This window comes from Pseudomonas iridis (assembly GCF_017980685.1).
Lineage (GTDB): Bacteria > Pseudomonadota > Gammaproteobacteria > Pseudomonadales > Pseudomonadaceae > Aquipseudomonas > Aquipseudomonas iridis.
Genome location: NZ_JACXXO010000014.1, coordinates 91462 through 106900 on the forward strand (window position 1 = coordinate 91462; position 15439 = coordinate 106900).

The window sequence follows — 15439 nt, forward strand, 5'->3', positions numbered from 1 at the left end:
ACCTGTGGGAGCGAGCCTGTTCGCGAAAGCATTCTGTCAGTGAATGCATACGGGACTGACACACCGCCTTCGCGAGCAGGCTCGCTCCCCCAAGGAGAATGGCTGCGCGAAAACTTACTGCGCCAACCACCCACCATCAATATTCCACGCCGCGCCACGGACCTGGCTGCCAGCCTCGCTGCACAGAAACAACACCAGATCACCCAGATGCTGCGGGGTGACGAATTCCAATGACGGCTGTTTCTCTGCCAGCAAATCATGTTGCGCCTGCTGCGGGTCGATGCCCTTGGCTGCGCGATCATCGATCTGCTTCTGCACCAGCGGCGTCAACACCCAACCCGGGCAGATAGCGTTGCAGGTGACGTTACTGGTCGCAGTTTCCAGGCCGACCACTTTGGTCAGCCCGATCACGCCATGTTTGGCCGCGACATAAGCCGCTTTGCCCGTCGAGCCAACCTGGCCGTGGACCGAGGCAATGTTGATGATTCGCCCCCAGCCCTTGGCGCGCATGCCCGGCAAGCTCAGGCGAGTGCTGTGGAACACCGAAGAAAGATTGATGGCGATGATCGAATCCCAGCGCTCGATCGGAAATTCTTCCACCGCCGCGACGTGCTGGATACCGGCGTTATTGACCAGAATGTCGACGCCGCCGAACTCGTGCTCGGCGTACGCGATCATCTCGGTGATTTGCGCCGGGTCGCTGACGTCGGCCGGATGATGGCCGACCTTGCCGCCGTACTGCGCCACTTCGGCAATCACTTTGGCGGCATCACCGAAACCATTGAGAATCACGTTGGCCCCAGCCTTGGCCAGCGCAAGGGCAATGCCCAGGCCGATGCCGCTGGTGGAGCCGGTAACCAGTGCGGTTTTGCCCGAAAGAGTCGTCATCAATACCTCACACAATGCCAGTGGCGTAGAAAGTGCCGATCACCACGAAAACCGCCAGGGTCTTGATCAGCGTAATACAGAAAATGTCTTTATAGGCTTCGCGGTGGGTCAGACCGGTAACCGCCAGCAGCGTGATCACCGCGCCGTTATGCGGCAGGGTGTCCATGCCGCCGCTGGCCATCGCGGCCACGCGGTGCAGCACTTCCAGCGGAATGTTCGCCGCGTTCGCCGCGCTGATGAACTGCTCCGACATCGCCGCCAGGGCAATGCTCATACCGCCGGAGGCCGAACCGGTAATACCGGCGAGCAAGGTCACGGTGATCGCTTCGTTGACCAGCGGATTGGGGATTTGCTTGAGCCAGTCGGCCAGCACCAGAAACCCCGGCAGCGAGGCGATCACCGCGCCGAAACCGTATTCGGAGGCGGTGTTCATGGCGGCCAGCAGCGCGCCGCTGACCGCGCTTTTACTGCCCTCGGCCAGTTTGCTGCGAATCGCTTTAAAGCCGAACACCAGCACCATGAGGATGCCGATCAGCAACGCCGCTTGTACCGCCCAGATCGCCGTCAGTTTGGCGATTTCAGTGGTGACCGGCGTGGCCATGCCCGGCAGCGCGAGGCTGTGGGTCTTGCCGTACCACTGCGGAATCCACTGGGTGAACAGCAGGTTCATGATGCCCACTGCCAGCAGCGGCGACAGCGCAAGCCACGGGTTTGGCAGCTTCAGGTCTTCGGCCGTTTCCGGCTCGTTGCGCAGCTCGGTGCCATAACCTTCACCGGCACGCTGGGCCTTGTTGCGCTGACGCTGCAGGAACAGCATGCCGGCGCAAAACACGAAAATCGTGCCGATCACACCCAGCCACGGCGCTGCCCACGCGGTGGTATTGAAGAAGGTGCTGGGAATAATGTTCTGGATCTGCGGCGTGCCGGGCAGGGCATCCATGGTGAACGAAAACGCGCCGAGGGCGATGGTCGCCGGGATCAGACGCTTGGGGATATTGCTCTGGCGAAACATCTCCGCGGCAAACGGATAAACCGCAAACACCACGACGAACAGCGAAACGCCACCGTAGGTGAGCACGGCGCAAACCAGCACGATGACCAGCATGGCCTGCTTGGTGCCAAGCAGGCGAATCGCTGCAGCGACGATAGAACGCGAAAATCCGGACAGCTCAATCAACTTGCCGAACACGGCGCCGAGCAGGAAGACGGGAAAGTACAGTTTGATGAAACCGACCATTTTTTCCATGAACACCCCGGTGAAGGCAGGGGCGACGGCGGAAGGGTCGGTCAACAGGACCGCACCGAGGGCGGCAATCGGGGCAAAAAGGATAACGCTGTAGCCACGGTAGGCGGCGAGCATCAACAGCGCGAGGGCTGCCAAGGCAATGATCACACTCATGGTGTGTCTCTCCAGAATTGTTATTTTTGTGGTTGAAACAGGTGTGGGAGAGGCTTTAGCGAGTTTTGTGCCATATAGATAACTTGTTGAAATATATGGAAATTATTTTGAGTCGCGGGCATTAAATGAATGTTTTGTCTCTATTTTGAGATGTTTTTTTGAATCAGCGGACGTCATCGCTGGCAAGCCAGCTCCCACAGGACTGCGATAAACCTGTGGGAGCTGGCTTGCCAGCGATGCTTTTGTTCTTGTCTTTATTTCGAGATGCATGTCTCTCTATTGAGACTCGGTAATCCCCAGCGCCACCATCTTCTTGTACAACGTCGACCGCCCAAGCCCCAGCCGAGCCGCTGCCTCCGGCACCTTGCCCCCACATTGCACAAGCGCAGACTGGATCAATTGCCGGTCAAACCGTTCGCGAGCCTGGGCGAAAGTTTCCACGGCCAACGGTTCAACAACCGGCGCGCAGGTGCGCTCCACTGGCGTAAACGTACCGATTGCCGCACGAATGTCGACCTCTGAAAGCATCAAGTCATCGCTGAGCAGCGCCGCCCGTTCCAGCACGTTGCGCAGCTCGCGAATGTTGCCCGGCCAGGCATGCTGCGCGAGCAACGCCAAGGCTTCGCGGTGCAGGTCGTGCTGGCTGCGCAGCTCTTCGAGAATGGCTTCGCTGAGCGCTGGCAGGTCATCGAGCCTGTCCCGTAACGGCGGCACATTGATGGGCAATACGTTGAGTCGGTAATACAAGTCAGCGCGGAATTCACCGCGTTTGATTGCTGCTTGCAAGTCCGTCGATGTCGCGGCAATCACCCGGACATCGCTCTGGATCACTTCATTGGAGCCCACCGGCTCGAACTCTTTCTCTTGCAGCACGCGCAGCAGTTTGCTTTGCAGCGGCAACGGCATGTCGCCAATTTCATCGAGGAACAACGTGCCACCCTGGGCAATCTGCAGTTTGCCGGTGCGGCCCTTGCGGTCAGCTCCGGTGAAGGCGCCCGGTGCCGTGCCGAAAAACTCCGCTTCGAGCAGCGCCTCGGGGATCGCCGCACTGTTGATGCTGACAAACGCCTTGTGCGCCCGTGGCGAAGCACTGTGGATTGCTTGGGCCAACAGCTCTTTGCCGGTGCCCGTTTCGCCGAGCAACAGAACCGGCGAGTCGGTACTGGCGCTGCGGCGAGCGCGACGTTTGACTTCGAGGCTGGCGGCACTGGTGCCAATGAAGTGCGCAAAGTTGTACTTGGTCTGCCGCGCACGCAGCAATGAACGGGTCGAGGCCAGTTCTTCCTGCATGCTCAGGTAGCGCTTGAGCATCGGCGACAGGGTGCGCAACTCATCAAACAGGGCGAAACCGATTGCGCCGATCACCGTGCCGGCATCGTCGTGAATCGGCAGGCGCATCACCACCAACGGCTCTTTCGGCGTGTCCTGCATGTCCAGCAGAATCGGCCGGCCGCTGCGCACCACTTCACGCAACAGGCTGCCGGGGATCACGCTTTCGCAAGGCTTGCCGATCGCACCTGCAGCGGACTCCAGGCCGAAACGTCTGGCGTAGCGTTCGTTCATCCAGACGATGTTGGCGTCGCGATCGACAATCACCGTGCCTTCGCTCGATTGCTCGATGATCTCGAACAGCGAGCGGATCGCCAGGGTGCGAACCCGTTGGTAGTCCTTGAGGCTTTCGGTGGTGTTCATGAAGGCTGATCCTGAATGTGTGTTACCAGCGATAGCCTCTTCGCGAGCAGGCTCGCTCCCACAGGGGCATGCATTTCAACTGTGGGAGCTAGCTTGCTCGCGAATGCCGCGACGCGGTTTCAAACCGGGCGCCAATTATGCCTAGCCCGGATGCGCGGCCGCCAACAGCTCTTTGGTATACGGGTGCTGCGGCGAATCGAATACCTCATGGCTCGCGCCACGTTCGACGACTTTACCGTCCTTGATCACGATCATGTCGTGTGCCAGAGCGCGGACGACGGCCAGGTCATGGCTGATAAACAGATAAGTCAGACCATGTTTTTCCTGCAGATCACGGAGCAGGGCGACCACTTGTTTCTGCACCGTGCGATCGAGTGCCGAGGTCGGTTCGTCGAGCAGAATCAGCGCCGGTTTCAGCACCAGCGCCCGGGCGATGGCGATACGTTGACGCTGGCCACCGGAAAACTCGTGGGGATAGCGATGACGGCTGTCCGGGTCGAGTCCGACTTCCTTGAGTACGCGGATCACTTGTTCATCGCATTCGTCAGCGGTGGATTCGCAATGCACTTCCAGGCCTTCGCTGATGATCTGCGCTACCGACATCCGAGGGCTGAGGCTGCCGAACGGATCCTGAAACACCACCTGCATCTGCCGACGCCACGGCCGCAGTTGTTTCTGATTAAGGCCATCGAGCGCTGTGCCTTGAAATCGAATGCTGCCTTGCGAATCGAGCAAACGCAGAATTGCCTGACCCAGCGTCGACTTGCCCGAACCGGATTCGCCAACAATGCCCAGGGTCTTGCCGCGTTGAATGTTCAGGCTGATGCCGTCCACTGCGCGCAGGTACTGTTTGCGCTGAAACAGCCCGCCACCGACGACGAATTCCACCTGCAGATCATCGACCTCCAGGACGTTTTCGCGCTCATCCCGGGGCAATGCTTCGCCATCTGGCTCGGCGTTGAGCAGCACGCAGCTGTAAGGATGCTTCGGCTCGGTGAACAGCGTTTCGCAGGGCGCCTGCTCGACAATCTCGCCGGCCTTCATCACGCAGACGCGCTGGGCGATGCTGCGCACCAGATTGAGGTCGTGGCTGATCAGCAGCAGCGACATGCCCAACCGCTGTTGCAGGGATTTGAGCAGCAGCAGGATCTTGCGCTGCACGGTGACATCGAGGGCGGTGGTTGGCTCGTCGGCGATCAGCAACTCCGGTTCGCAGGCCAGCGCCATGGCAATCATCACCCGTTGTCGTTGGCCGCCAGACAACTGATGCGGGTAGGCCTTGAGCCGCTCTTTGGGTTTCTGGATGCCCACCAGTCCGAGCAGCTCGATGATGCGTTTTTGCGCCTCTTTGCCACCGAGGCCGCGGTGCAGCAACAGCGTCTCGCCGATCTGCTTTTCGATGGTGTGCAGCGGATTGAGCGAGGTCATCGGCTCCTGAAAGATCATCGCAATGCGATTGCCGCGCAGTTCACGCAAGACCTTCGGCTCGGCGCCGAGCAGTTCCTGCCCGCGATAGCGAATGCTGCCGCTGGTGTGCGCGTCGCTTTCGGGGAGCAATTGCAGGATCGAATGCGCGGTTACCGATTTGCCCGAGCCGGACTCGCCGACCAGTGCCAGACATTCACCGGGGCGGATATCCAGGCACAAGTCGCGCACCACGGTCTGACCATGGAAGGCGACGTTCAGATTACGCATTTCAATCAGGTTGTCAGTCATGGTCACGCTTCAGGATCGAGGGTCGAACGCGTCACGTAACGCTTCGCCGATGAACACTAATAAGGAAAGGATCAGCGCCAGCGTGAAAAACGCCGTCAGTCCGAGCCACGGTGCCTGCAAGTTCTGCTTGCCCTGGCCAATCAATTCGCCCAGCGAAGCACTGCCGGCCGGCATGCCGAAACCCAGGAAGTCCAGTGCGGTGAGGGTGGAAATCGCTCCGGTCAGAATGAATGGCAGGTAGCTCAACGTCGCATTCATGGCGTTGGGCAGGATGTGCCGGACAATCACTTTGCGGTCAGTCAACCCCAAGGCGCGCGCGGCTTTGACGTATTCCAGATTGCGTCCGCGCAGGAACTCGGCACGCACCACGTCCACCAATGCCAGCCATGAAAACAGCGCCATGATCCCCAGCAGCCACCAGAAATTCGGTTCGACGAAACCGGAGAGGATGATCAGCAGATAGAGCACCGGCAACCCGGACCACACCTCCAGCAAACGTTGCCCGAGCAGATCGACCCAGCCGCCGTAATAGCCTTGCAGCGCGCCGGCCGCGATGCCGATCAGCGCGCTGACAAACGTCAGCATCAGTGCAAACAGAATCGAAACCCGCGCGCCGAAGATCACCCGCGCCAACACATCCCGCGACTGGTCATCGGTGCCGAGCCAGTTGACTGCCGTGGGTGGGCTGGGCGCCGGTTTGTCGAGGTCGTAATTGGGTGTGTCGTCACTGAACGGGATGGGCGGGAACAGCAGCCAGCCACCGTCCTTGCGGATCAGGTTCTGCACGTATTCGCTGCGGTAATCGGCCTGGAAGGGTAGCTGCCCGCCGAACTCCTGTTCGGTGTGCCGTTTGAATACCGGGAAGTACCACTGGTCCTGATAGCTGACCATCAGCGGTTTGTCGTTGGCGATCAGTTCACCGCCTAACGTCACGACAAACAGTGCGATAAACAACCACAACGACCACCAGCCCCGGCGGTTTTTCTTGAAACGCTCGAAGCGGCGACGCCCCAGAGGCGAGAGCTTGAACATCAGGCGTTCCTCGCGGCGAAGTCGATGCGCGGATCGACGAGGGTGTAACACAGATCGCCAATCAGTTTTATCAGCAAACCGAACAGGGTGAAGATGAACAGCGAGCCGAACACGACCGGATAGTCCCGGGAGACCGCCGCTTCGTAGCTCATGCGGCCGAGGCCGTCGAGGGAGAAGATCACTTCGATCAGCAGGGATCCGGCGAAGAACACACTGATAAAGGCTTGAGGAATGCCCGACACCACCAGCAACATCGCGTTGCGGAACACGTGGCCATACAGCACACGACGCTCGCTCAAGCCTTTGGCCCGCGCCGTGACCACGTATTGGCGGGTGATTTCGTTGAGGAACGAGTTCTTGGTAAGAATCGTCAATGTCGCGAATCCACCGATCACCAGCGCGGTGACCGGCAACACCAGATGCCAGAAGTAGTCGGCGATCTTGCCAAGGGTCGACAACGATTCGAAGTTATCCGAGACCAGACCTCGCACCGGAAACCAGTTCAGCGAGGTGCCGCCGGCAAACACCACGATCAGGAACATCGCAAACAGAAACGCCGGCATCGCGTAGCCAATAATGATTGCCGTGCTGCTCCAGATATCGAAATGGCTGCCGTGATGCACGGCCTTGCGGATGCCCAGCGGAATCGACACCAGATAAGTGATCAGCGTGGCCCACAGCCCGAGCGAGATGGTCACCGGCATTTTTTCCAGTATCAGATCGGTGACCGTCGCGCCACGAAAGAAGCTTTTACCGAAGTCCAGTTGCGCGTAGTTCTTCAGCATCAACCACAGGCGTTCATGGGCCGGTTTGTCGAAACCGTACTGTTTTTCGATGTCCTTGATCAGTTGCGGGTCGAGACCACGGCTGGCGCGTGATGTACCGCTCATGGTCTCGCCCGAACCACCGCCGACATTCGTCCCGCCAATGCCCTGCAAGTGCGCGATCGCCTGCTCGACCGGGCCGCCCGGCGCGGCTTGAATGATGACGAAATTGACTAGCAGAATGATCACCAGTGTCGGAATGATCAGCAGCAGACGCCGCAGTATGTAACCCCACATCAGCGAGGTCCTCCGGGTCTGCCGCGCGTGATTTTCTCGGCGGTCATCTGTTGATTGGTCAGCGGCGTACGGCTGATTTCCCACCAGCTCTCGATGGCTTCGTCATTGCTCGCCTGAACCGACGGAATGCCGAAACGGTTCCACCAGACCGTCGAACTGCCCGGCGGGTAGTAGTTGGGAATCCAGTAGTAGTTCCATTGCAGCACGCGGTCCAGCGCATGGGCGTAATGCAGCATGTCGGGTTTGGTCGAGGCGCGGATCAGGCCGTTGATCAGCGTGTCGACTGCCGGGTTTTTCAAAACCATGTAATTGTTGGCGCCAGGGTCGTTGGCGGCCGCCGAGCCGAAATAGTTGAGAAGTTCGCCACCCGGCGACGTAGTGACCGGATAGCCGGTGACGATCATGTCGTAGTCGCGGCTCATCAAGCGATTGACGTACTGCGAGGCGTCGATGCGGCGGATGTTAAGGTCAATGCCGATCTGTTTCAGCGTGCGCTTGTAGGGCAATAACAGTCGATCGATGCCGTTCTGGCTGACCAGAAAGGTAAAACTCAGCGGCTCGCCTTCGGCATTCACCAGTTGATCGCCGTCAGGTTTCCAGCCGGCCTGCTCAAGCAAAGCGAGGGCTTGCAATTGCTTGTCGCGGATCAGGCCGCTGCCATCGGTTTTCGGCGCCTCGAAGACTTTTGTGAAGACCTCGTCGGGAATCTGTCCACGCAAGGGTTCAAGGATTTTCAGCTCTTGTGCATCGGGTAACTCCCGCGCCGCCAGTTCTGAGTTGGAAAAATAACTTTGCTGGCGGATGTACAGGTTGCGCATCATCTGCCGGTTGCTCCACTCGAAATCCCACAACATGGCCAGTGCCTGACGCACGCGTCGATCCTGGAACGTCGGTTTCTGCAGGTTGAACACAAATCCCTGGGCCGATTGCGGCGCCTCGGTGGCCAGATGGGCTTTTTGCAGACGCCCGTCCCTCAGGGCAGGGCTGTCATAACCAATTGAGTAGCCAGTGGCTGAAAACTCGCGGTTGTAGTCATAGGCGCCACCGCGCAGTACCTGGCGTGCGACGTCGGTGTCGCCGAAATACTCGATGCTGAAATGGTCAAAGTTATACAAGCCGCGGCTGACCGGCAGATCCTTGCCCCACCAATCGGGATTGCGCTCGAACGTGATACTCCGTCCCGAGTCAACCTTGCCGACCCGATAAGGGCCGCTGCCCAGTGGCGGTTCATAACCACCACCGCCGGCAAAATCGCGACGCTTCCACCAATGTTCGGGAAACACCGGCAGGGTCGCGATATCCAGTGGCAAGGTACGGTTTTCATTGCTTTTGAAATCGAAGCGCACGATCAGCGGTGCTTCGACTTCGACGCCTTTGATGTCGGCGAACTGCGTGCGATAGCGCAAGCTGCCTTGGGTCATCAACAAATCGTAGGTGTAACGCACGTCTTCGGCGGTGATCGGCTTACCGTCGGCGAAGCGGGCCTTGGGATTGATGAAAAATCGTAGCGACAGGCCGTCGTCCGAGCGCTCCATTTTTTGCGCGACCAGGCCGTAGACGGTGTAGGGCTCGTCCATCGAACGCTGTGCCAGCGGTGAGTACAGCATGCCGTCGATCTGGCTGACGCCTATGCCTTTGTCTATATAAGGAAGGATATGGTCGAAGTGACCGATTTCGAGCGCCGAGCGGCGCATCGTTCCGCCCTTTGGGGCCTGCGGGTTGGCGTAGTCGAAGTGACTGAAGCCTGCGGGGTACTTGGCGGGTTCGCCATACACGGTCAACGCATGTTGCGGTGCAGCGTTCACACCAGCGGCGCCCGACAGCAGGGCGAGGGCGGTAAGCATCAATGTTGGGAAAACCAGTCGCATTGTCAGCCTTGGAACCGGGTAATCGATAAGCGCAAGTTGTACGCGAGAGGCGCGTCAGTCGCCAGCCGTATGTGTAACTGAAACACAACGGCCCACCAAAAGGCGGGCCGTTGTATAGCAATCAGACGAAGGATCAGTCCTGACGGCTGGTGACTTCCAGCAGGTGATAACCGAACTGGGTTTTCACCGGGCCTTGCACGACATTGATCGGCGCGCTGAAGACTACGGTATCGAATTCCTTGACCATCTGGCCAGGACCGAACGAACCCAGATCACCGCCCTGACGGCTGGATGGGCAGGTGGAATTGGCCTTCGCGACTTCGGCGAAATCAGCGCCGCCTTCGATCTGGGCCTTGAGTTCGTTGCACTTGTCTTCGCTGGCAACAAGGATGTGGCGGGCAGTGGCTTTAGCCATGGGGAAACTCTCCAATCTATTTCAGTAAAGTGTGGAGCCTACCGGAATCAGTGGCCGAATTCTCGGCAAAGTTCCGTGGGATTGGCGACTATCTGATCACAGATTCGCTGCCTTCAGGCGCTCGGCATGTTCTACGTAGAGACTAATCGGGTCGAGCTGACCGGGTAACCCGTTGGCAGGACGGCGCAGGGTGCTCAGGTGGTCCAGGGGATAGTCAGACCGGATCACTTGCCCCAGGTGGGAGCGGTAGCGTCCTACGAAACCGTCATTCTGTTGTCCCTCTGTTATGAAATATTGCGACAGCGCCCGGTGAACGCTTTGAGTCGGATCGAGGGTGGGCAGGTCGCTTGCAGGCAGCACTCCGCTCCAGGAGTAATAGTGCACGCCATTGACTTTTCCGGGACCGTCGCCGCCCCAAGTGCTGGGCAAGCCCTGTGAAAATTTGTCGTTGAAAGCGCCAACCCCCTCAGTGGTCAGTGCATTGAGCGCCGCCAACGCGTTTTGCGGCAGGTTGACGCTACCGCTGAGCAATGAAAGGAAATCACCAAACAGCGTTGCAATGTTGTGCGCGACCAGTTCCGGCAATTGCCCCGGAACCAGAGCTTTGCGCAGGAAGTCAGCCAGTTCCGAACCGTGGTTTGGACCACTGACCGACGTCACCGAAGCGACGGCGTGCGGAGCAAGCGCCGCTGCATATCTTGCAGTCAGTGCGCCCTGGCTGTGGCCGATGAGGTTGACTTTGCTGGCACCTGTGCCTCGCAGGACACGATCAATCTGCGCCAGCAACTGCTCGCCCCTCATTTCATTATTGTGGGTAGCGGAGAGGTGGGGAACAAAGACCCTGTGTTCAGCGGTTTTCAGCGCCTCCTTGACGTCATGAAACAGTTCGAAATGGCCAATACGCTCGAATCCGAACAGACCGTGTACCAGAAGGATGGGATAACGGGTTACAGCATTCCGTTGCATGTTCTTACCTTTCTTCGCAGAAGTTCATTGGGGAATCTGGGGGCCACTCTAAAACACACAACTCGTTGAAGAGGTACGAAGAGGCCTCAATTAACCGTTGAATCTGGACTAGTAGTCGTAGGAGTTTTCAGCAGCAGTTGAAGCCTAAATCGGAAGCTCTGGCCGTCCCCCGCAGGAAGCAGCTCGATTTTGTGTAAGTTGCCTACCGGCTCCATAGCTTTTGCGCCATGGATGCGGCGAATTCGGCTGATAGCGAGAGCGCCTGCAAACGCGTTCAATGTTGACTGTCGACGCCGTCAATGAAGACAGCGTTTTGTCCAAGGAATGGAATTGCGAATGAACACGCATGAGATCGAGTTTTGCTACCGGATGCGCCACCCAGCCAGCGCCAGCAAGACAGTTGAATTGTTGCCAGCAGTAACGCTCGATGCGCTGGAGGGCACCGTCCTCGACCCCTCGCAAAGCAAGGTCGTCGTCCGTATCGCCCCGTATCCAGGCATGGCCAGTGGTGATCAACTGCTGTTGAGCTGGGACGGCCTGGATATCGAGGGTTACGCCTATCAGCATGAAATGGTGCGCTTCGTCAGCGAAGCTCAGGTTGGCAAAGACGTCATTTTCGTTATCAAGGGCATGCACGTCGCGGCGTTGGATGGCGGCTCGCTGGAGGTCCGCTGGACACTCGTCAGCGCAGCATTGACCGAGCCCGCATTGTCTGCGCGCCTGCAATTGTCCGTGGGGGATACGCGGGCGCAATTGCTTGCGCCGCATGTCGAGGGTGCAAGTGGCGGGACGCTGGACCCGGCGCGTGTCGCTGAAGGCGTACTCATCACGCTTCAGCCATACGCTCGCATGGCAGCAGGTGACCAGGTTTTGTTGATGTGGTCTGGCGACGCATCCCCGCTGTCGTTCAGTGATCGATTGAAGGTCGAGTCCTTCGCAGTCTCCGATGTCCTGTCATTTTGGGTCGCGCCCGAATACATCGCAGCACATCTTGGTGGCGAGGTCTCGGTACGCTACCGAATCGAGCAGGCGGGTGGAGTGGTGCGCGAATCCGAGCCCGCGCGAATACTCGTCACGCCGTTGCTGCTCGGTGAGCTGGATGCGCCCGATGTACTGGAAGCTGAGGATGGTGTGCTACTGACGGAGGATTCGATTGATGGCGTCACTGTGGTGATCGGCAATGCCCAAACGCAAGAGGGTGAGTTGGTCTACCTCAAGTGCGACGGTGCATATTTCAATCATCGGGATGACCGTGAAATCACCCGGGAAACCGCAGGCAAACCGCTGATTTTCATCGTTCCACAGCGCTTCTGGCGTGAGCATCTTGGGTCGACTGTCTCTGTTGCCTACACCGTCGAGCGTCTGGACGACGTCAGTCAGGCGTCTGCGGTAACGCTGGTGCGGGTCGAGGCGTAGTCGCGACGCGCTTCGCCCTCCGGTTGTTTAAAAAAAACCGGAGGGCAGGTCTTGATATCAGCCTCTGGCCTGCGCGCCAAGGCGCTGAGCCGCATTGAGCAGCAGTTGCTCGGTTGCGCTGAAACCCAGGCAGCCATCGGTGATCGAGACACCGTATTGCAGCGATGCGCTCAGTGGCTGACAGCCTTCGAACAGATGCGACTCCAGCATCATGCCAATCAACGAGCGATCGCCCTGCAAGCGCTGTTCAAGCACTTCGTTGAACACGCCTGGTTGGCGCAATGGATCCTTGCCGCTGTTGGCGTGACTGCAGTCGACCATAATCCGGCTCGGGATCTTCAGGCGGATCAGTTCGGCGTGAATCCGTGCCACGCTCTCGCGATCATGATTCGGCCCCTGATGGCCTCCGCGCAACACCAGATGGGTGTCAACGTTGCCGGGTGTCTGAATGATGGCCGGGTGTCCCTGGCTGTCGACGCCGAAATGTCGATGGGGATGGGCTGCCGAACGCATGGCGTCAACGGCAACGGTCGCACCACCGTCGGTGCCGTTCTTGAAGCCCACCGGCATGCTCAAGCCGCTGGCCATTTCGCGATGGATTTGCGATTCAGTGGTGCGTGCACCGATGGCAACCCAGCTCAGCAGATCGTCGAAGTAGCCGGCGGCCATCGGTTGCAACAGTTCGGTCGCCACCGGCAAACCCAGTCGGATCATTTCCAGCATCAGCTCGCGGGACAGTGCCAGGCCACCGGCCATGTCATCACTGCCATCCAGATGCGGGTCGTAGGCCAGACCTTTCCAGCCGACAGTGGTGCGCGGTTTTTCGACGTAGGCACGCATCACCAGAAGCATTTCGTCGCTGACCTGTTCAGCCAGCCGAGCGAGCTTGCCAGCGTATTCAAGGGCGGACTGAGGGTCGTGGATTGAGCAAGGTCCGACAATTACCAGCAGGCGCTGGTCTTCGCCGTTGAGGATCGCGCGAACCGCCTGGCGGTGGGCGGCGACTTGGCGGCTCAAGGCATGGCTCAATGGCAATTGCTGCTTGAGTTGCAACGAGCTCGGCAGACGCAAGGTCAGGGCTTCGTTGGCGCAAGTATGGGTGGACAATGGCAGTGCAGAAATGGACGAGTTCATATTCGGTCTTCCTGGGCAGGCGGCGGGTGCTTCCCGCTTGCTCGGCCCTACTGGGGTGTTCGACAATTGGCCGTATTGGCTACGTGTTCGGGTTTGCCACCTGTAGGTGACCGATCGGAGGCGGCAGGCTGTCCCGAGCGGAGGCTGGTAAATCGCCAGGCGCTAAAGCTGTCGTAACGGTAATAAGTGGCGTAGTTCATTTGATGAATCCTCAAAGTGTCTGGTGTGTGGCTGAAAAGTTTGTGGCCTGAAAAAACAAAACCCCCGGTCGGGAAGCCGACCGGGGGTTGAGAAATCTCTGGTAGGCGACCCGTTTACTTGGGCGCCGTGTGGGTATCAGGCGCGCCAGTGGCTAAACCAATACCCAAAATAAAAGCTTACCGGAGCGCAAACGTCATTCGCCCGGGCAGCCGCAACCGAGCGCAGGGCGCTGGCGGTGTGAAGCTGTGAGAGGGCGTTGAACATGGTCTGTCTCCAATGAATGCGCCGAGCTTACTAGAGGCCAATACACCTCAGCAATCAGAAAATGCTATCGAGCTGCCAATGAAACACCTATTGCTTGAGTGCAGCATGCGTTGTGACACACTCCACTTTTACCCGCAGATGGCGGGGGCGGGTGAGTCCGGTGATGGAGGCAATATGAGATTTCGTATGTGTCGGGCGACACCTGAAGACTTGGTTTTTGCCCGCGCTCTCACCTGTCAGAACATGCTGCATTACTACATTCATCATGAGCTGTTGTGGCAGGACGAGGCGTTCGACGTGGCATGGTCGGGGCGTGAAAACTGGCTGATAGTGCTTGATGGTGTGCCGGCAGGTTTTTTCAGTCTGAGCCGGGATGCGCGGGCGCTGTATATTCGTGAACTGCAAATGGCTGAAGCCTTTCAGGGGCAGGGCGCAGGATCCTGGGCGATCGACCAGATCATCGGCATGGCCCGGCATGAAAGGCGCCCGGCGTTACGCCTGACAGTGTTCGAAAATAACCCGGCAAAAAAATTGTATGAGAGAAAAGGACTACACGTACAAGGCGAGGACGAGTGTTTCCTGCGAATGCAGCTCGATATCAGTACGCCTGTGCTCTGAAACCCACGGCCGGCAAGCCCTGAATGATCGTTTGAAACTTTTTAAATGACGCTTGCCGCTAGGTCTGCCGGGCACTTTTTGCTAAGGTGTCCGGCATCCCAATATGACCATATCGCGAGGTGTCTGCTTGATTAGGGTGCTGGTGGTCGATGACCATGATCTCGTTCGTACGGGCATTACACGGATGCTGGCCGATATTGATGGCCTGCAGGTGGTTGGCCAGGCCGAGTCCGGGGAAGAATCCCTGATCAAGGCCCGAGAGTTGAAACCCGATGTGGTCCTGATGGACGTCAAGATGCCAGGCATCGGCGGACTGGAGGCCACGCGCAAACTGCTGCGCAGTCATCCGGACATCAAGGTGGTCGCGGTTACGGTGTGTGAAGAGGATCCTTTTCCTACACGGTTGCTGCAGGCTGGTGCTGCGGGATATCTGACCAAGGGCGCCGGGTTGCCGGAAATGGTACAGGCCATTCGCCTGGTCTTTGCCGGGCAGCGCTATATCAGCCCGCAGATTGCCCAGCAATTGGCGATCAAGTCCTTCCAGCCGTCCAATGATTCACCTTTCGATGCCTTGTCCGAGCGCGAAATCCAGATCGCATTGATGATTGTCGGCTGTCAGAAGGTTCAGATCATTTCCGACAAATTGTGCCTCTCACCGAAAACCGTGAACACCTATCGCTACCGTATTTTCGAGAAGCTTTCGATCAGCAGCGACGTCGAGTTGACACTTTTGGCGGTTCGTCACGGCATGGTTGATGCCAGCCTCTGA

13 protein-coding genes are annotated in these 15439 nt (G+C 58.6%); 3 read left to right on the forward strand and 10 right to left on the reverse strand.

Features of this window, described 5'->3' with window-relative positions; translation table 11 throughout:
• Positions 1–114: 114 nt before the first annotated feature.
• From hbdH to IEQ42_RS20720, 9 genes are all read right to left on the reverse strand, one after another.
• Positions 115–888 carry a 3-hydroxybutyrate dehydrogenase gene (hbdH, locus tag IEQ42_RS20680; RefSeq protein ID WP_210704961.1) on the reverse strand — a complete coding sequence of 258 codons (774 nt, stop codon included), beginning with the start codon at positions 886–888 and terminating at the stop codon, positions 115–117.
• Between the two features lie 7 nt (positions 889–895).
• Entirely contained in the window at positions 896–2287 is a 1392-nt protein-coding gene (locus IEQ42_RS20685; RefSeq protein ID WP_042559384.1) for a GntP family permease, read from the reverse strand.
• 276 nt (positions 2288–2563) lie between these two features.
• Positions 2564–3979, reverse strand: coding sequence for a sigma-54 interaction domain-containing protein (locus IEQ42_RS20690; protein WP_210704962.1), 1416 nt, complete (start codon positions 3977–3979; stop codon positions 2564–2566).
• A gap of 141 nt (positions 3980–4120) precedes the next feature.
• Positions 4121–5695, reverse strand: a complete 1575-nt coding sequence (locus IEQ42_RS20695) for an ABC transporter ATP-binding protein (protein ID WP_210704963.1) — start codon at positions 5693–5695, stop codon at positions 4121–4123.
• A 9-nt stretch (positions 5696–5704) separates the two neighbouring features.
• Entirely contained in the window at positions 5705–6727 is a 1023-nt protein-coding gene (locus IEQ42_RS20700; protein WP_210704964.1) for an ABC transporter permease, read from the reverse strand.
• On the reverse strand, positions 6727–7788 hold the full coding sequence (locus IEQ42_RS20705) for a microcin C ABC transporter permease YejB (RefSeq protein WP_150602444.1): 1062 nt from the start codon (positions 7786–7788) through the stop codon (positions 6727–6729). The genes IEQ42_RS20700 and IEQ42_RS20705 overlap by 1 nt, the downstream gene beginning before the upstream one ends.
• Positions 7788–9656 carry an extracellular solute-binding protein gene (locus tag IEQ42_RS20710; protein WP_210704965.1) on the reverse strand — a complete coding sequence of 623 codons (1869 nt, stop codon included), beginning with the start codon at positions 9654–9656 and terminating at the stop codon, positions 7788–7790. Before IEQ42_RS20710 ends, IEQ42_RS20705 begins: the two co-directional genes overlap by 1 nt.
• A gap of 133 nt (positions 9657–9789) precedes the next feature.
• Positions 9790–10071, reverse strand: coding sequence for a peptidylprolyl isomerase (locus IEQ42_RS20715; RefSeq protein ID WP_003445034.1), 282 nt, complete (start codon positions 10069–10071; stop codon positions 9790–9792).
• A gap of 96 nt (positions 10072–10167) precedes the next feature.
• Entirely contained in the window at positions 10168–11037 is an 870-nt protein-coding gene (locus IEQ42_RS20720; RefSeq protein ID WP_210704967.1) for an esterase/lipase family protein, read from the reverse strand.
• 336 nt (positions 11038–11373) lie between these two features.
• On the opposite strand from IEQ42_RS20720, the gene IEQ42_RS20725 reads away from it, so the two are divergent.
• Positions 11374–12453 carry a hypothetical protein gene (locus IEQ42_RS20725; RefSeq protein WP_210704969.1) on the forward strand — a complete coding sequence of 360 codons (1080 nt, stop codon included), beginning with the start codon at positions 11374–11376 and terminating at the stop codon, positions 12451–12453.
• 57 nt (positions 12454–12510) lie between these two features.
• On the opposite strand, the gene IEQ42_RS20730 is transcribed toward IEQ42_RS20725, so the two are convergent.
• Positions 12511–13587: a 3-deoxy-7-phosphoheptulonate synthase gene (locus IEQ42_RS20730; protein ID WP_210704971.1), complete on the reverse strand. Its 1077-nt coding sequence runs from the start codon at positions 13585–13587 to the stop codon at positions 12511–12513.
• 639 nt (positions 13588–14226) lie between these two features.
• Here IEQ42_RS20730 and IEQ42_RS20735 point away from each other — a divergent pair.
• A complete protein-coding gene (locus IEQ42_RS20735) occupies positions 14227–14670 on the forward strand; it encodes a GNAT family N-acetyltransferase (protein ID WP_210705029.1) in 444 nt (147 codons plus the stop codon).
• Between the two features lie 127 nt (positions 14671–14797).
• Complete coding sequence (gene gacA, locus IEQ42_RS20740; protein ID WP_016984198.1) at positions 14798–15439, forward strand: response regulator transcription factor GacA; 642 nt, start codon at positions 14798–14800, stop codon at positions 15437–15439.